Origin of the sequence: Rhizorhabdus dicambivorans (assembly GCF_002355275.1) — a bacterium.
In the GTDB taxonomy this organism is placed as follows: Bacteria; Pseudomonadota; Alphaproteobacteria; order Sphingomonadales; family Sphingomonadaceae; genus Rhizorhabdus; species Rhizorhabdus dicambivorans.
Genome location: NZ_CP023451.1, coordinates 201759 through 217769, shown reverse-complemented (window position 1 = coordinate 217769; position 16011 = coordinate 201759). Strand labels below are relative to the sequence as shown.

Sequence of the window (16011 nt, the reverse complement as noted above, 5' to 3'; positions counted from 1 at the left end):
GTCGGCGCGGTGCCGGCTGAAAGCAAGGAGAGTGACGATGGCATGGGATTTTGACGAAGGCGGCAAGTTCGGCAGCGAGAAGGCCGCCGAGGACTATGCCCGGCGCAACGGCCTCAGCAATGCGGACTTCCGCACCCGGCGCAAGGGTGATGAGGTCGAGCTGGAGATCCGCCGCTCCGCCATCGACGGCCGAAACCTTCGTGACGCGGGCGAAGGCCGCAAGGGCGGTTGGTTTTGATCCGGACGTCGGCGGCCCGGACATTCGGCAGGAGGCGGCTGTCCAATGGGCATCGATGATCGCGACTATATGCGAGCGCGCCACAGACAGCGCGCCAACCGGACGAGATGGAACGAGGGTAGGGGGCGGATCGAGGCGGCCTGGCTTGATCCGCGCCACCAGCGATATCGCCGACAACCGTCTGCGGCGGCGATCGCTGTCCGTTTCGCCCTGCCGGTGCTGAGCCTGCTGCTGATCCTGATCCCATTCTATGGGGACGCGCAGCGTCATGGCTGGATTCCTGATCTCGAGCCGGCGCAGCCGTTTCCGGAGCGGGTCGGTTACGGTTGGGGCCAATGTTATCGGTCTGATCAAACGCAGCAATCTCACGATCGAGGCAGCCGATTCCAACACGGTGGTGCAATTGGTGGACCCGGATACGAACGCCCATGCACTGTCGATCTATGTTGCCGCCAATGACCGGGTGTCCCTGCCGGTGCCTGCGGGTACGTACCGGGTCCGCCTGATCGAGGGGCGGAAGTGGCACGGCGCGAGGCGCTATTTCGGGCCGAACACATCCTACGAGACGGTGGCCAGTCTGATAGAGTTCACGCCGACGATGGGTCACGTCATCGACCTGCATCGTCGGCCCGGCGGCAATCTGGAGACGCGGATGATGGGCTCTCGACCAGCGCCGCTTTGACCGGGGCGGCCCGCCCCACCAGAACCTAAGATGCCATCAATGACACTTTACCCCGAAACGCCTGGTAGAGTGTCATTGATGACAATCATTCGACGAGGGAAAGTTGTCAGTGTTCCGTCATTCGTGAACTGGTGCCATCAACGCGTACCGGTTCCATCATTTCGTACTGGGGATCGTTTGGACCATTCGGGTCGTCGAGGATGGTTTTCCACGAAGAGTCGCAAAGCGGCATGTGTCGTGATCATTAGCCCGAACCGCGCGGCGATCTCGCTGCGGATAGTGTCACCCGTCCAGTGCGAAGGCCGCGGCATCGTAGCAAGCCACGCTGCGATCTCTCCGATCTGGTCGTTGGTGAGGTCAGTTATTCGCAGCGGCCGTCTAAGGACGGCTTCCACTCCATAGGTACTTCCGACCTCGATCCACCGCTTGATCATGTTGGTGCTGACCTGAAGAACCCTCGCCGTGTCTCTGATCGACCGCCCCTCGCTCAGCATGGCAAGCGCGGTAAACCGCTCTATATGCCGCCACTCGGCAGCTCCCTGCGCGAGAGCCCGGAAGTCCATTCCATCGGCGACCAAGCCGCTGAGCCATTGCCGCCAGCCCGCGGTCTGGGGACGATGATCCAGCACATCGCGCATCAGTGTTCTGGCGCGTATTTTCGATGCCTCGGTCAGTTCGTCGAGCTGACCAAGCAGGGTATCGATGCTTGGAGTGTCGAGCATTTCAAGCACGCGCCTCAGCTGGTGGGGCCATTCGGCGAGTATCCATGACATCAGCGCCAAAGCGCCGTAGTTGCCCTTCCAGTTGGTCCGGAACCTGCCAACGCGTAGCAGCGAGAGGTCTTTTGCCACCATCGCGAACAGCGCTTCGCGGCGGTCGATATTCGCTTCGGCCCAGACTGCGCGCAGAACGAGATCGACGATAACGGTGAACAACTCCCATTGGATGAGGCCCAAGCCGGGGATCACGCCGGCTCCGCGGCGCTTCGTCTCAACCATCGCCTTCTGCAACGTGATGACGGCGTCGATCGCGCGCGGGCCATCGAGCACGAGAGCGCCTTGGCATCGTGTGCAACGGTGCCAGTCGATCGGTTCCTTGCCGCGAAGCCACAGCGAGCTGAGCTTCCATCCGCAATGCGGGCATCCGCGCATCAGCACCTTCCTGTGCCGCGGGCAGACTGCCTGCCAACCGATCAGCCACTCGCGCCGCAGATACGGTATCTCGTCTTCGGCGAGACACTCCCCGCAGACGAACATCGTGCGGACACCTCTCGCATACTGCCTGGGATGGGTGACGCGCCTCGGGCTGAACCGCGTGTCTGTCTCATCATTCCGAGCTGTCGACCAACCTTGCAAGGTCATGCGATCGAGCTGCCGAGGTGTAAGGCCACTGACCGCCAGCAGCCTGTCACGCTGATCCGTCGTCGGACGCCGCCACCATTCGGGGCGTCCCAAGCTATCTATCCCGAACGCATGGCGGGTGAACAGAAGCGGCGATTGCCCGACCATCGCGGCAAGTCTGGAGAGCCAGGACAGCAGCGCTTCGCCGGCGATCGGCGCCGTATAGACCGGCAGGACATACTTCAGCGGGGCGAGTGGCTCGTGGACTTCCGTTGCGTAAAGCTCAGATCTCCACACGACGACGGTCCGAGGGAGAGGTAAACCTGGATCGTTCGATCATCCGCAGCGTGATCGCCTCCGCCCCGGACGATATCGCTTCCACGGCCGCACGTATGATGATGGCGACGATTTCGCCGAGCACGCCTTCGGAGCGCGTGAAGATCGTTCCCGCCAGCACCGGACCGGCGAGCCCGGACGGTTTGCGCAGCGGCAACAGCGCCTCCAGCGTGCTGAGCAGGCGCAGATATTCCGCGCCCTCGGTCCACAGCGGCAGAGGCACTGGCTCGAACCGGCTGGCGAGCTGGTCATCGCTGCGGATCGCATAGAGCGCTTCGACCGTACCGACGCCAATGAGCGGGATCTGCAACTCGTTGCCGAGCCATCGCAGCAAGTTGAGCAGGCGACGCTGCTGGTTGCGGGCGCCGGAGAGGATATTGTGCAACTCGTCGATGATGAGCATTCGAACGTCGACCATCCGCATCAGCCGCAGAGCGTCGCTTTGGCGTCCCGCAAGATTGCCACCGTGCCATTGGCCCATGCCCAGTTCTTCGAGGATCGCACCGAAGAAGCGGCGTTCGTCAGGCCCCGCAGGCATCTGGATCTTGAGGACCGGGACATGGGCAACACCGTCAGCAGTATCGGTGGCCGCTGTCGGCGGGTGGCTCCGCCGGAACTTCTCGACGATCATCGTCTTGCCGTTGTTCGTCTGGCCTACCAGCAACAGGTTCGGCATCCGTGTCCGCTTCGGGAACGACAGCACATCGTCGAACGCGGCCAGAGCGGTGTCTGCGCGTGCATAGCCGATCCACCGATCCGCGCGAACGCGCCGTATCCGGGATGCTGCGTCCTCATCGGCCCATGCACGGGCCGAGGGGTGCAGATGCGGATAGTCGGTGCTCAACTCCATTCCTCGAACGGCAGCATATTGTCGGGAGGTAGCGTGCCATCCAGAAGCGGTTCGGTTTCGGTCGGGGCCTGAGAACCGTCATCCGCCGGATCAGCCGCAGGCGTGTTCGCCCCTCCCTGGATCACGCGCAGCCGCCGTTCCCGCTGGCGCCGCGCCGTCTTGCTGGCTCGGACTGCTTCGTCGGCGATCCCGCGCATGATCTCGATCGTGCGGAAGATCGCGGCCTCGTCGACCTGCGCGCGTCCCTCGTCGCGAAGGCGCTTAAGCGCCAGGCGATGCTCCCACAGGCTGATCGGCGGGCGACGCAGATCGCGGTAGCCAAGGTCGTAATAGGTGCCGTCGGGACCGAGGAGATGGATGCGGCTGAGGTCGCGCGGATCATAGCGCACGATCATGCGCTCGGGATGGCCAACCCAGGTCGCCAACACGTCGGCCCAGTAATGGATCGAGTGCAGTGACACTCCTTCGCGGCGTACCAGGCGTCGTTCGATCGGCAGGAAGTCGATCAGGAAGCGGCGCGGATCGGCGACCGCCGTGGGCTCGCCCCTGCCGAGCGTCCGACCGTCGCCGGCGATGCCGCGCTGCCATGCAGCGAGCGGCGTCGTGCCGATCCCGCGATGCAGATCGCGATGATAAACGCCGGCTATCGCATGGCCGAGCCAGCGCTCGACCTCGTCCAGCGTCATCGCGGCGCTCTTTTCGGGATTGAGGTCGCCTTTCTCGCGGATGTTCGAGAAGGTCGTTCCGGGCAGCAGATGGACCTTGCCCATCATCGTCCCGATCAGCCGTTCGATATGCCCGCCATAGTGCGGCGTTCGCACAGGCCGGTGGTCGATGGCGATGCCATATTGCTCGCACCCCCGCTTCAGCGCCTCCGACCGGAACTCCTTGGCATTGTCGAGGTGGAGCCGCTCCGGCACGCCGCGAACCGGCCACACCGCGTCGATGTCACGCGTGGCCAGCCAGGTTTCCTTGCCGAGCGCAGCGTGCGCAAGGCACATCGCCACGGACGTGGCTGAAGGGGGTTCCAGCGATAGGTGGAAGCCGGCAACGCAGCGCGTGCAGACGTCGATCGCAAGCGTCAGCCAGGGACGCTGGATCGGCGCGCGCGTCTCGCTGTCGACCACGATTACGTCGACAAGCGTGTGGTCGATCTGGATCAACGACAGTGGCCAGTGCGCCTCGAGCGACCCTACTGCCGGTGCATAGCGGTCGCGGGCCACTTTGCGGCCTTCTCGCTTGGCAACTACGTCACGGGCGGGCCGAGCCCGCAACCGGGCGGTAATTCCCTTGCGGCCTGGTGCGTTCAAGCCGCGCGCGATGCAACGACGTTGAACCTCCGCGACAAGATCGACGATCTTGGGTTTCTGCCGCGTGAGATACAGGCTGTCGATCACTTCGCTGACGATCGCTTCGATCTCATTGTCGAGCTTGGAGTAGCCGAACGCTCGGCCTCGCTTGCTCGGCAGCAGGCTCGTCAGCCGCGGATCGGCCACATAGCTGCGTATCAGGTTATAGATGTGGGTCGGCCCGTATCCCAGTTCCGCGCCCGCAGCTACAACTTCTGCCCGCGACCGGTTGGGGCTTTCCGCAAGACGGCGGATCACCGGAAGGCATCGCCGCGCCTCGTCCCAGGCGGCTTCTGCAACCTCTGTCAGGTCGGGGACGGTCACGCCGCCCTCACGGATGAACCGGGCACGATCGGAACCGACAAGTCGACGATCAGCGCCCCGCGCGCGATCAGCCGCCAGACCACCCCGAGCGCAACTTCGCGCGAAGCCGGCAACGCATCGACCAGCTCGATGAAGTCGATTGCCGTCTCCCGCGCCCGCGCCACCGCCAGCTCGGCCAGCGCCAGGTCCACGGGAGCATTTCTGAGGGGAAGGAGCCGCTTTGCCGCTTCGAGCCTCGGTCCGCGGATGCCAAGCTCCGTTGCGATCCTGAAACGCGCGCCATGCTCGTGCGCCCAGCGCCGGGCCGCCGCGAAGGCGGGCCGCAAATGCTGCCAGCCAGCACGCAGATCGACGCGATATTTGACTTCCACCAGCTCGCTGGAACCTGCGCTCCAATCGACGCGGAAGTCGGGTGTATATCGCCGCGCCCGCCCGCTTTGCCGGAACCGGACTGTAACCGGCTGCGCCGTCACTACGGCGCAAGCATCGGCAAAGCTCGTGAGCGTCACGAAATCCCGCTCCAGAGCGCTTTCGTGCTCCGCGACCCCGGTTTCCAAGGACTGCGAACCGATCATATGCGATCGCCGGCTGAGCGGGATGCGGCGCAACTTGCCCTCCATTTGCAACGCGACTCAGTTCACGTTGATGGCACATTTTTGGACCAGTTCACAGCAATGGAACAAAGCCAATAGAACTCAAATCATCGTTCCGACTCAGTTTCTGAATCGCGCCGATTCACGAAAGATGGAACACCGACAAAAGTGCGTCCATGATGCTTGGGCCAGGCAGGCATGTTAGCGAGGGCGACCACCATAACGACGAGAATCGCTACCTGAATGCCGCACCAAATCTTCTATTCCTGGCAAAGCGACACGGAGAACCGGATCGGTCGCGGCTTGATTCAGTGGGCGCTGGACCGCGCCATTCGAACCGTCAATGCGGACGCCGACGTTGATCCCGCCGATCGTGAGCTTCGCGCCGATCGCGACACTGTGAATGTGCCGGGCATGCCGCCGCTCGCGGACACCATCTTCGGAAAGATCGACCGGGCGGTCGCCTTCCTGTCCGACCTCACGCACGTTGCCACGCGCGCCAAGGGCCAGCTCTCGCCCAACCCCAATGTCCTGCTCGAGCATGGCTGGGCGCTAAAATCGCGCGGGTGGGGCAGGATGATCGGCGTCATGAACACAGCGATGGGCCATCCCGACGAGCATCCTCTTCCGTTCGACCTCACCCATTTCAAACGGCCGATCCTCTTCCACTGTCCGGCCGACGCGACCGACGAGGAGCGCCAGGCGGCGCGGGCAGGGCTTCAGAAGGATCTGGAGAGCGCTCTTCGCCTGATTCTCGACGACGAGGTTCTTATGGCGGCTGCGCCGCCGGCCGAACCTCACCCTCATGATGTTGAGCTGTTGCAGCGGTATCGCCAGCAAATCCCGGAGCTGCTGCGCCAGTTCCTGCGCGAGCATAATTTCGGGACGCCCTATCCGCGCAAGGCACTCGATCCCCTCGATGATATGGCTGCTACCTGGGCGGGCGCTGCCTTCGATTTCGAGGACACCGCGCTACAGGAGGCCGCCATGGCGCTTCGCGCGGCGAACACCTCTCTCATGGAGCTGGTCTATGAGCGCATCCATGTGATGGACCGGAACCCCAACATGGTCTGGCCGAAGACCGACTATGACGTGCGGCACGGCACGCAGCAGGTCACCCTGGATGCGATCCGGGAACTCAATGCGCGCGCCGGAACGCTGATCGGCGCGATAGATGCGTTCGAGAAGGTTGGGCGCTCCCGAATTCGTGTCGCGCCGCCGGCGCCAACGGCGCCGCAGGTGGATCCCCGCTGGGAGGCCGCGCGGACCGCGATTTCAGAGCTGGCGGCGGACCGGATGCGAGGAGGGCTTCCCGAGATCGTCGCCATGCCCAGCATGACGCTGCGCATTGTGCCGCTCGCTGCGATGGATCGGCCGGCTCTCGATCCAAAGACCGTCCTCGCTGCGGCGCTCCGCTTTCCGCCTGACAGCCAGGTCCGGGTTCAGTCAGATTCGGATGAGCGCCAATGGTGGAGCTATGGCCTGCCGCTCATTCAGACCGAAAATAACCCGGAGACCCGGTGGCGCACGCGCCTTGTTCGACCCGGCCTGATTGAATTCGAGGCGATGATCGGCGCCCGGATCGACGATGATCCCGAGATCCTGGTGAATGGTCGCGAGCTGGAAGCATCGATCGCCGCCCATCTCGAGCGTCTTGCCGCCGTGCTCGCCGACGTGGGCCTGGCCGGTTCCGGCCTCGTTTCCATCGCATTCCGGGGAGTGGAAGACGTCCAGTTGACGCGCGCCCGCGGTGGCGGTCGCAAGATCCGAAAGCCCGAGCTGTTCCTGCCTGAGCTTCAGGTGACCGATCTAGCCGCGCCGATGCAGCCGCAGCTGCAGGAGCAATTCAATATCCGCTGGCAGGCGTCGGGCTGGGCCGACGGCTCGCCGTCGTTCGACTGACCGGGTGCGCGCTGTGGAGCTCAAGCCCCCGTCACCGGAAGAGGGAGATGCCGGTCTTCAGGCGTTCCGTGAGGCAGCCAAGCTCCATGAGGATACGTTGCGCAGCCGGATGTCCCGCGAATTCTATCGAAAGGACCTGGCAAAGTGGCAGAAACTCTACGCGACGCTCGCAGGGAAACGCGCGGCAGGCTCGGCAACGGCCGTTCATTTCACTCGACTATCGGCGCTCTGCGGTGAGCTGCTGACAGAATATGGACCGGAGGCGCCGCCCAAGAAGCGGGTGCCCAAGGCGGTGGAGCCGGTGCCGTTGAGCTATCCCGACTTCCCCGACGACATTACCCATCGCATTCACTTCCTCGAAGGGCCGGGGATCCGGCGGCAACGCGCCGTTAAGCTTTCCGTCCATGCGCCGGGCATCTTCCGGCAGATCTCGGCGCGTGGCCGCGTCCTGCTCTCGATCGGGGTCCGTCAGGATCAGGTCCGGCTGTTCGAGCGCATCGTTGAAGCTATCGGCGATCTCGCCATGGCTGATTACGCCGCCGCGGGATTCGACATCGGCTATGTGATGCGGCCCGATGGAATCGCCCAAGGTCAGTCCTGGACGCCCAATCCCCTCGATCCAGCCTTGCCGACTGCCCGCGTATGGGAAGACAATCAACGGGCCCGGAGTTACGGATTGCAGGCACGCCTGCTTGGCGACCAATGGCGTGGCGCTGACGGCACCGGCCTCCCAGGTGATCTTCCGGATGTCGATGGCGAACCTTGGGATCCCGATCCGCATTGGCAGCGCGTTCTTGAACTCACACAGGCTGATCGGCTCGACGAGGCACTTACGCTGGTCGAGGCGGTGCCCGGCCGCGATCGTGAGCCTCTGTTCGACGAGGTCATCTATCTCAGATTCCTGACAGGATCGCCGCTGCGCGCGCAGGATATTCGCGTACTGGCGCGCAAACATGCGGAATCATCGCTCATTGCGGGGCGTCTGCTGGAGGAATTCGAGGCATTCCTGGGCCATCTCGATGCGCAATTCACGCTGGAGCCGCCTGTCCTGGAGGAAATGATCAGGCTTCGGCCGGATTTCGGGTCGACCATGATACCGCCCATGCCGCCCGCTTCGGATTGGGCCGCCTATCGGCGTCATATGGCGCAGTTCACGAACCACGGTGCGCGGCGCGGCCGGATTTTCTCCATCAACATCGGGGCCGCCGACACCGGGGCATCCGCGTTCTTTGCGACCGCCATGGTCGCTGCCGAAGAGGCGTTCCGCCGCGAGAGGTCGATTCCCGAGATCGGACGGGGCTGGGTGTCCGAGGTGGCGCTGCTCGATCTGGTTCGAACCCTATGGCCCTCCGCGGTCCATCAATGGCGCCCGGCGTTCCTCGGCATGCAGTCCGTCGATATCCATGTGCCGGAGCTGGGCCTCGCCATCGAGTATCAGGGGCAGCAGCACTACGCGCCCGTGACGCTCTTCGGCGGCGAAGAGGGGTTCAAGCTCACGCAATTCCGCGACGAGAAAAAGCGCGCGCTGCTGGCTCGCCACGGTGTGCGGCTCCTTGAATGGCGCTTTGATGTTCGGATCACCAGGGCAGAGCTGATCGCTCAGATGGCGGCGATGGAAATCCAGATCCCGGACTAGACGGCAAGCCTCTTCTGCCTCGGGCCGCCGTTTATTTCCTCGACGATGAAGGTGCGGGCCGGCGGTGTTTCGAGAAGGTCGATCTCTGGGAGCAGGTGGTCGAGCCATTGCATGCGTTGCCGGCGCAGGATGATGGCATCGTGTCGATCCTGATAGTGGCTGACTTCAGGATTGGCCGCGACGGTGATGACCCGGAAGGACAGGGGCCACTCTGCCATGGCCGGCTCCCAGATCGCCGCGAGATAGAAGAAATTGCCGTCTTCGAGCCGCACCCGATACTGCTTGCCGCCGCTAACGGTCATGTGGAATTCCGAGGCGGGCACCAGACAGCGCTGGCTGGGGAAGATCTGGCCCTCCGAGCGCACGAAGCGGAAGGAGGCCCCGCCGCTGAAGCGTGGATTGGAGCCCCACCGGGCCTCGACCATTTCCATTTCTTGCATATCGTCCGGATTTCGCCGGATGATGGGCAAGAGCTTTTCGAGGGGGGCCTCGGAGTCGAACGGTGTTGGCGTCGCCATGACAAGAACATATATAGAACGACGATGAGTCGCAAGGACCAGTGGAACGGATGACCGATGTGCAATGATTATCGCCTGGAGGTCGATATCGCCTCGATCGTTGAGGATTTCGACGACCTCAAGATCAAGATCAAAATGCCCGAAGGGACGCCCAATGTCGCGGCCCGCGCAGACATCAACATCAGCGACGTCGCGCCTATCGTGCGCAGCGGCGAGGGCAGGGGATCGGGCGAGCTCGTCAATCGGCGATGGAGCTGGCCTGGCCAGAATGGGCGGCCGGTCTATAATTTCCGCTCCGAGGGCCGCGAGTTCACTTCGCACCGCTGCCTCATTCCGGCCGACGGTTTCTATGAGTTCACGGCGCCGCTCGAACCGGGCCAGAAGCGCAAGACAAAATGGCTGTTCACGATGAAGGACCATCCCTGGTTCTGCATCGCCGGCATCTGGCGATCGCATCCGGAAATCGGCGAGGCGTTCACCATGCTGACGATGGAGCCCGGCGAGGATGTCGCGCCCTATCATTCCCGTCAGATCATCCCGCTACCGCGCGACCGGTGGGCCGACTGGCTTGATCCCTCAGTACCAGCAGAGGAGGTGCTTGGCCTCCTGCCGAAGGGCAGCCTCCTGCCGCTGCAGGTCTATCCACCGGCCGCGGCGCAAGCGTCGCTGCTTTGAGGTCTCAGGCCGCCGGGGGCTCGACATCCGGCGGGTTCATATAGACCCTGAATCCAGCAAGATCCTCGTCGCTCGGATTCTCCATCTCGGGGATATAGCGGATCGTCTCAGCCATATCGCGCCGCGTAACATAGTCGATGATCGAGCCACCGTTGGAGAGCTCATATTGCATCGATCCGCAATGGCGATCGACGGTGGCGAGCCCGGGCGCGAAGGCGATGGGCTTCTTGTTTCCCTTTTTGCTCACCTCATGCTTGGCGAGCGCAACGCGCAGGAATTCCAGCCTGGTGAAGCCCATTTCCGTCCGGCGTAGATCGATCCGCATCTGATCGACGAGTTCGGGTCGCTCCTGAGCATCGCGAAGCTGTTGGGCCCGCAGCTCCCTATCGTAATGCCGGTAGCCGAGATCGCGTTCGAGGTTGGTGGCCTTGAGATTGATCCCGCCATTCTCCGCGAGCTTGATGACCTCCTCGCACCGTTGGCGCCAGGTGCGGAGCAGTTCGTAGGCCGCATAGATCCACATGGGTGTCAGGGCCGACAGCTGCGCCATCCGGCCGCGCGGCGGTTCGTCGTCGAGCTGATGCTCAAGGATCTCCTGCTCGATGTGATTGAGCATGTTGTCGACCAGGCACAGCTGGCTCGCCTGCATCCTCAAAAATGGATTCTCGCCGAACCCTGCCAGGGTCATCAGGGCTTCGTAGAGTTCGGCCTGTCCGATCTCAGCCACCGGACGATATCGAGGCTCGTCATCCACCTCGTCGGGATAGGGTTCGTAGTCCACGGTCAGTCCTTTCGCGCCGGCCGTGATCGCGCCGGTCCGGGGGTGATAGTGCTCACGAGACCTTCTCCCGGAGCCAGGACGACAGCCCTGCGTCGAGGACCATTCGCGCGAGGCGCTGCGGCCCGAGTAGGATTACCCCGTCCGGGCCTTCATTCTCTGGGATGTTGCCGGTGTGCCATACGAAGAACATGCGATCATAGGCCTCCGCTTCGGCCAGCCGGCCGACATAGTCGTCGAGAGCTGCCCGAGTGGCTTGAGATTTCACTTGCACGAAGGCGCGTTCGGCAGTGCTCGGAAGCACGAGTTCGAGGTCGATCGTTTTCTGGGTCCGGCCGACCTGGCTGAGCCGGCGCCATCCGCTACTCGAGAAGACCAGATCAACCAGCAGTTCGAAATCCTGCCAGGTCAGCAGTCGCATCAGGGGAATGATCGCCGCTGTGAGGGCGCGTTCCGCCTCTTCCGCCGCTGCGACCTCCGGTGACAGCTCATCGCTCAACCGGCGCAGCAGATAGTCGGCCGCGCGCACGTCGCAGATCGTCCCGCGGAACATCTGGACCTTGAGCAGTCGCCCGGACAGCCGGTCAGCCGTCAACAGACTGCCGCCGACCGACGTGCTGTGCCAGCCATCCAGGGTCGCGCGGCGATGGCTGTTGTCGGGCAGGATCTCGATCTCGCCGACCGGCCGACACCAATAGAGCAAGCCGCCGACGAAGGTGATGAAGATGGTATCCTCGTCGCTCTCGTAAAATGCCCGGATTTGCTTCACATCGCGAGTTGCAGCGCCGGCGTCCCCTCGACGATCCTTCATCGCGTCCCAAACGCCGGGCCAGTCGCCTGCCACGCAAAGGTCGTGCGGCACTTCGCGGTAGCCAAAGCGCAGCACGCCGTCGCGGATGCTCTCCGTCTCCCAGTCACCGCCCCGGCCCAGCTTGATGTAAAAGACGTTCGCCGCCGTAACTGCGGTCATGGAATCCCCCGTTATAAGCAGGGCAATTCCGATCAGCCCGCCCGCATCGCAAGCTATACCTTCATCGTAGAAAAGATATTGAAGAGCTTGCCCTGATCGGGCGGCGGGCAGCAAAATTGGGGGGCAAATGGCTAAGGCAAACAGCAACGCACATCGCGAGAAATCGTCAAAGCCCTATAACGAACGCACCGATCTCGAAAAATTGCAGTCACAATGGACCAAATTATCCGGCCTGCACCTTCGAGAAGAGCCATCTGCGGCGATCGTCCGTTGCGCCACGGCAGCGGAGATCGCGGCCAACTATGCCATTCGGACGGAATGGGCCCGCAAGACCGAATTCGATGACACCATCGTCGACATGTTCCTGCGTTGGGCCAATGGCCTTCCGCTAAAGGTCACTCGGCTGTTCGTTCCGATCTATTTCGAGACGCCGGACAAGAGTCCGATCGGAAAGGCGCTCAAAGCGTCGGCCGAGAAGATCAACACGGTGCGCAATGCCGTGGTGCACCAAGGAGCCTTCAGCAATCCCGAGGAGGCTGAAGCCGTGATCGCCGAGGCGAAGGCCTTCATCAACACGATTGTCGGCCTGTCGATCGAAGGGTTCGACATCGAGGCGGCGGCGCGAGAATGGCAGGCGTCCCGCAAGAGCGAGGGGGGCGAATGACCTCGACGCTCGGCGGTCTGACCGTCACGCTCGGCAAGAAGCTCAAACAGTCCGACGATTTCCTGAAGGCCAAGCACAACCTGCTGACCCAGTTCGACAGCATCGACGATCTCGTCACGGACGAAACCAAGCTGTCTGCCAAGGATCGCCAGGCGATCGAGCATCATATCCTGCAGCTCCGCGCGGCGATCGCGCGCACGCTATGGTCGAACGAGTTCTACATCGGGCGCTCTCTGCTCGACGACTATATCCTGCACACCGCCAAGAATGGGGGCGGGGATGTGCCCGCGCGGGTCATCGCCGGGCTCGCGACCGCAGGCGCCGACAGGCCGGGCTTCGTCCTCTATCCGCTGACAGGTTTCGGGATGGAGATGCCGCGGATCTTCGCGAAGGACAGCAAGCTCCGCTCCGAGGCGATCTTCAGGAGCGCGGGCTTCGCCGTGAGTACCCAGAGCAATTCGTTCGACGCGGCCGTCGCCAGCATCGAGCGGATGGCAAGGGGGCTCGGCGTGAAGCAGCGCATAGACAAGTCGGATTTCCGGCACTTCGCTTACTCGGCAAAGTGGTTCGGAAAGAACCCGCTCATGCTGGTCCGCCTCACGTCGTTCACTGGCGATATGTACGAGAACCAGTTCGTCTATTCACTCAAGATCAGGGTGGCAGCGGCGAACCTGCTGATGCTGCATAGCCTGTCGCAGGAGGCAGTCGGGCCGCTCGACCGGCACCGCAATTCGTCCTTCGTCAACAATTTCGAGACGCTCGACATCGCCCATTATATGATCGGTGAGGCGATCCCTGGCCGCCCGATGTCCACGCGCCGCGTGCCCATGAACGTCTCCCAGCTCGAGCTGGCCAAGCTCTCTGACGTCGCCGCGACGCTCTCCACCACCGCACTGGCGACGTCCCGCATGCGGCGGCTTGCGGCGAAGGTGACGCAGGCGTTGAACACGGTGGAGCGAGGCTATTTTCGTCACGTCAGTATCGCCACGCATTCGAAACCGGAGAACCGCCTTTACCGCCGTCTGCTCACTGCCTTGGACTGGTTCCGGCAGTCGTTCAGTGCCCGGGCGAACGAGGCGGAGGCGATCGTCGCGCTGGCGGTGGCGTTCGAGACGCTGCTCACGGACCAATATGCCCCCGCGATTGCAGAGCGCCTGCGGCGCCGGATTGGGATTTGCATCAAAGGGGTGCCAGGCGTGGCGAACTATCAGGCCAGCGTTCTGGCGATCTACTATGCCCGCAGCGCCATCGTTCATACGGGCGAGCCTGACCACGCGATTGACATTCATCGCGGCCAGGTCGCCTTCGCGCGCTGCTTCTGTGCAATCGCCGAACGGCTCACGGCTTGGACACCGACCTCGAACAACGCCATGGGCGACCTGTTGGGCGATATTGCATGAGACCTTCGTCAGGCTGAACCTATCGATAGGCCGCCGCCCTACCGTTGAGGGCCTTCGACACTTTGCTATGATGATACCGATGCAGATACGACCCGAGAAACCTGCGGACGAGGAATTTATCCGCGCCGTAACTACTTCCGCTTTCCTCGCAGCGGAGCACAGTGACGGCAACGAGGCCTCAATCGTTGATGGGCTGCGCAATGCGGGTGCGCTGACGATCTCGCTTGTCGCTGCCAACGGTGGGAATATCGTAGGCCATGTCGCATTCTCCCCAGTCATGATCGACGGCATTCTCGACGGGTGGTTTGGGCTTGGCCCCGTGTCGGTTGACCCAAATTGCCAACGAGAGGGCGTCGGCAGTGCGCTGATCGAGGCAGGTCTCACCGACCTGAAGCGGCAAGGCTCGAAAGGATGCGTGGTTCTCGGCGATCCCGCTTACTACCGCCGGTTCGGCTTTGCCGTCGATCCCGACCTGCGGTTAGCAGGAGCCCCGCCAGAGTTTTTTCAGCGGCTCTCGTTCGATCAGCAGCACCACAGCGGCATCGTCACATATCATCCCGCATTTGGCGGCGAGTAGAGAGCCCTATTCGCTGTTTCTTGCGCTGCGTTCCGGGCCGGGTGCGTCAGCGGAAATCGCGCTATCGGCGCCCACACGCTAGACCGAGATCTTTCGATAGCCGCTTCCCTGCACGAATCCCTGTTCAAGGCACCATCGGCGGGTCAAGCCGGCGCCGGTGTCATTCGAGTAGGCGTGCGCGTTCGAGCGGAAGCGCAGAAATGAGGGCCAGGTCGAAGGGGCTGGGTGGTTCGTCGCTACATGGACAAGGACCTTCTCCCCGTTTCTGATATCGGTGGGCTTCCTGACGGCGTAATATTCGCCCCAATCGTCGCTCTTTTCGAGGACGGCCTGGGTCACCGTTTGCCGAGTGGCAGGCCGTCCGGGTTTACCGGCCTCTACCTGCGACGCAATTGTATCGCGATCGCCCCATTCCCGGAAATACACGTTGGCCCAGCAGCCAAGAACCTGATGGGCGTTGAGCGCCTCGATATCCTGGTGCCGATCGATGTCGATCCAGTGCGCCCGGTGGCCAGAGGTGTAGACAGCCCCGTCGTAAAGGATTGCGCAGAGAGAAGGTGAGAGCGGCAGGAAAAAGATGGCCCCAGCGGTCTTTACCCCGAAACTCGGTCGGCCCTTGCGCGGCCGTTGAATATGCAGGCGGTTGGTCAGGATGGCCGGATCGTCGGAGGTGAAGAATGGGAGGTCTGACCGGTTTCGCGCGATGCAAAGCGTGAGATCGTCGACGATCCGCATCGTGTCCTTGTAGTTCAGCATCGCGGCCTGGACGGCCTCCTTCGATGCCTCCTTCACCGTTGGCACGGGAAGGTCGGATCCAGGAACATCTTGCAGCGCCAGCGCCATTTCACTGGCTTTCAGCGAGGCGGCTTCCGTCCGGAGGTATTGGAGATAGATGAACCGCTTGAGGACGACCTTGACCGCTGAACCGACCGCGCCGCCATCGGACAAGTGGCGGACGATCGGCCCATAAGGGTCCTCGATGAAGTTGATCGCGTTCTCGAGAAGCTTGTTTTGCCCGTAGAAATAGTCGCCCGAGCATTGATTCCTGACGGGTGCGTTGGGAATGGCCTTCATGCGATCGAGATTGAACAGGTTGATCGCCAGCCCCTCTCCGTTGACCGTGAACGGCCGAAGGTGGACCCGAGGGACGAAGTGCTGGTTCTTGTTGTCGGCCATCTA

General features: G+C 62.9%; 16 protein-coding genes. 8 read left to right on the top strand and 8 right to left on the bottom strand.

The window, feature by feature from the left end; translation table 11 throughout:
* The first annotated feature begins 37 nt into the window (after positions 1 to 37).
* Together CMV14_RS25585 and CMV14_RS27305 are read left to right on the top strand one after the other, a co-directional pair.
* Positions 38 to 238 carry a hypothetical protein gene (locus tag CMV14_RS25585; RefSeq protein WP_066703418.1) on the top strand — a complete coding sequence of 67 codons (201 nt, stop codon included), beginning with the start codon at positions 38 to 40 and terminating at the stop codon, positions 236 to 238.
* A gap of 268 nt (positions 239 to 506) precedes the next feature.
* Positions 507 to 920: a hypothetical protein gene (locus tag CMV14_RS27305; protein WP_228227682.1), complete on the top strand. Its 414-nt coding sequence runs from the start codon at positions 507 to 509 to the stop codon at positions 918 to 920.
* A 137-nt stretch (positions 921 to 1057) separates the two neighbouring features.
* Here the strand turns inward: CMV14_RS27305 and CMV14_RS25575 are convergent, their stop codons facing one another.
* The 4 genes from CMV14_RS25575 to CMV14_RS25560 are packed head-to-tail and all read right to left on the bottom strand — an operon-like array spanning position 1058 to position 5694.
* Positions 1058 to 2557 carry a TniQ family protein gene (locus CMV14_RS25575; protein WP_066970315.1) on the bottom strand — a complete coding sequence of 500 codons (1500 nt, stop codon included), beginning with the start codon at positions 2555 to 2557 and terminating at the stop codon, positions 1058 to 1060.
* A complete protein-coding gene (locus CMV14_RS25570; protein ID WP_066970319.1) occupies positions 2544 to 3446 on the bottom strand; it encodes a TniB family NTP-binding protein in 903 nt (300 codons plus the stop codon). The genes CMV14_RS25575 and CMV14_RS25570 overlap by 14 nt, the downstream gene beginning before the upstream one ends.
* Positions 3437 to 5119: a TnsB C-terminal domain-containing protein gene (locus tag CMV14_RS25565; RefSeq protein WP_066970322.1), complete on the bottom strand. Its 1683-nt coding sequence runs from the start codon at positions 5117 to 5119 to the stop codon at positions 3437 to 3439. Before CMV14_RS25565 ends, CMV14_RS25570 begins: the two co-directional genes overlap by 10 nt.
* Complete coding sequence (locus CMV14_RS25560; RefSeq protein WP_202820847.1) at positions 5116 to 5694, bottom strand: TnsA endonuclease N-terminal domain-containing protein; 579 nt, start codon at positions 5692 to 5694, stop codon at positions 5116 to 5118. The genes CMV14_RS25565 and CMV14_RS25560 overlap by 4 nt, the downstream gene beginning before the upstream one ends.
* A gap of 261 nt (positions 5695 to 5955) precedes the next feature.
* Here CMV14_RS25560 and CMV14_RS25555 point away from each other — a divergent pair, with 261 nt between their 5' ends.
* Together CMV14_RS25555 and CMV14_RS25550 are read left to right on the top strand one after the other, a co-directional pair.
* The gene (locus CMV14_RS25555) at positions 5956 to 7614 is read left to right on the top strand and encodes a hypothetical protein (protein ID WP_066703421.1); all 1659 of its coding nucleotides are present in this window, start codon (positions 5956 to 5958) and stop codon (positions 7612 to 7614) included.
* A gap of 109 nt (positions 7615 to 7723) precedes the next feature.
* On the top strand, positions 7724 to 9250 hold the full coding sequence (locus tag CMV14_RS25550) for a hypothetical protein (RefSeq protein WP_066703424.1): 1527 nt from the start codon (positions 7724 to 7726) through the stop codon (positions 9248 to 9250).
* Here the strand turns inward: CMV14_RS25550 and CMV14_RS25545 are convergent.
* Positions 9247 to 9768 carry an SOS response-associated peptidase family protein gene (locus CMV14_RS25545; RefSeq protein ID WP_066969933.1) on the bottom strand — a complete coding sequence of 174 codons (522 nt, stop codon included), beginning with the start codon at positions 9766 to 9768 and terminating at the stop codon, positions 9247 to 9249. The two genes, CMV14_RS25550 and CMV14_RS25545, sit on opposite strands and share 4 nt — an antisense overlap.
* Positions 9769 to 9825: 57 nt before the next feature.
* On the opposite strand from CMV14_RS25545, the gene CMV14_RS25540 reads away from it, so the two are divergent.
* Complete coding sequence (locus CMV14_RS25540; protein WP_066703426.1) at positions 9826 to 10443, top strand: SOS response-associated peptidase; 618 nt, start codon at positions 9826 to 9828, stop codon at positions 10441 to 10443.
* A 4-nt stretch (positions 10444 to 10447) separates the two neighbouring features.
* Here CMV14_RS25540 and CMV14_RS25535 read toward each other — a convergent pair whose 3' ends face one another.
* Positions 10448 to 11224 carry a hypothetical protein gene (locus CMV14_RS25535; protein WP_066703428.1) on the bottom strand — a complete coding sequence of 259 codons (777 nt, stop codon included), beginning with the start codon at positions 11222 to 11224 and terminating at the stop codon, positions 10448 to 10450.
* A 52-nt stretch (positions 11225 to 11276) separates the two neighbouring features.
* Positions 11277 to 12305, bottom strand: a complete 1029-nt coding sequence (locus CMV14_RS25530; RefSeq protein ID WP_233423699.1) for a hypothetical protein — start codon at positions 12303 to 12305, stop codon at positions 11277 to 11279.
* A gap of 13 nt (positions 12306 to 12318) precedes the next feature.
* On the opposite strand from CMV14_RS25530, the gene CMV14_RS25525 reads away from it, so the two are divergent.
* The 3 genes from CMV14_RS25525 (at position 12319) to CMV14_RS25515 (ending at position 14832) form a co-directional block, all read left to right on the top strand.
* Positions 12319 to 12855: a hypothetical protein gene (locus tag CMV14_RS25525; RefSeq protein WP_066703440.1), complete on the top strand. Its 537-nt coding sequence runs from the start codon at positions 12319 to 12321 to the stop codon at positions 12853 to 12855.
* Positions 12852 to 14255, top strand: a complete 1404-nt coding sequence (locus CMV14_RS25520) for a HEPN domain-containing protein (protein WP_066703444.1) — start codon at positions 12852 to 12854, stop codon at positions 14253 to 14255. Before CMV14_RS25525 ends, CMV14_RS25520 begins: the two co-directional genes overlap by 4 nt.
* A gap of 79 nt (positions 14256 to 14334) precedes the next feature.
* The gene (locus CMV14_RS25515; protein ID WP_096367890.1) at positions 14335 to 14832 is read left to right on the top strand and encodes a GNAT family N-acetyltransferase; all 498 of its coding nucleotides are present in this window, start codon (positions 14335 to 14337) and stop codon (positions 14830 to 14832) included.
* 78 nt (positions 14833 to 14910) lie between these two features.
* Here the strand turns inward: CMV14_RS25515 and CMV14_RS25510 are convergent, their stop codons facing one another.
* Entirely contained in the window at positions 14911 to 16008 is a 1098-nt protein-coding gene (locus CMV14_RS25510) for a DUF4238 domain-containing protein (protein ID WP_066703447.1), read from the bottom strand.
* Positions 16009 to 16011: the final 3 nt, after the last annotated feature.

What these genes read in the sequence shown, in the direction of transcription:
- CMV14_RS25585 (WP_066703418.1), top strand. Translation starts at nt 38, where the DNA reads ATGGCATGGGATTTTGACGAAGGCGGCAAGTTCGGCAGCGAGAAGGCC.
- CMV14_RS27305 (WP_228227682.1), top strand. Translation starts at nt 507, where the DNA reads ATGGCTGGATTCCTGATCTCGAGCCGGCGCAGCCGTTTCCGGAGCGGG.
- CMV14_RS25570 (WP_066970319.1), bottom strand. Translation starts at nt 3,446, where the DNA reads ATGGAGTTGAGCACCGACTATCCGCATCTGCACCCCTCGGCCCGTGCA.
- CMV14_RS25560 (WP_202820847.1), bottom strand. Translation starts at nt 5,694, where the DNA reads ATGATCGGTTCGCAGTCCTTGGAAACCGGGGTCGCGGAGCACGAAAGC.
- CMV14_RS25555 (WP_066703421.1), top strand. Translation starts at nt 5,956, where the DNA reads ATGCCGCACCAAATCTTCTATTCCTGGCAAAGCGACACGGAGAACCGG.
- CMV14_RS25550 (WP_066703424.1), top strand. Translation starts at nt 7,724, where the DNA reads ATGTCCCGCGAATTCTATCGAAAGGACCTGGCAAAGTGGCAGAAACTC.
- CMV14_RS25545 (WP_066969933.1), bottom strand. Translation starts at nt 9,768, where the DNA reads ATGGCGACGCCAACACCGTTCGACTCCGAGGCCCCCCTCGAAAAGCTC.
- CMV14_RS25540 (WP_066703426.1), top strand. Translation starts at nt 9,826, where the DNA reads ATGTGCAATGATTATCGCCTGGAGGTCGATATCGCCTCGATCGTTGAG.
- CMV14_RS25525 (WP_066703440.1), top strand. Translation starts at nt 12,319, where the DNA reads ATGGCTAAGGCAAACAGCAACGCACATCGCGAGAAATCGTCAAAGCCC.
- CMV14_RS25520 (WP_066703444.1), top strand. Translation starts at nt 12,852, where the DNA reads ATGACCTCGACGCTCGGCGGTCTGACCGTCACGCTCGGCAAGAAGCTC.
- CMV14_RS25515 (WP_096367890.1), top strand. Translation starts at nt 14,335, where the DNA reads ATGCAGATACGACCCGAGAAACCTGCGGACGAGGAATTTATCCGCGCC.
- CMV14_RS25510 (WP_066703447.1), bottom strand. Translation starts at nt 16,008, where the DNA reads ATGGCCGACAACAAGAACCAGCACTTCGTCCCTCGGGTCCACCTTCGG.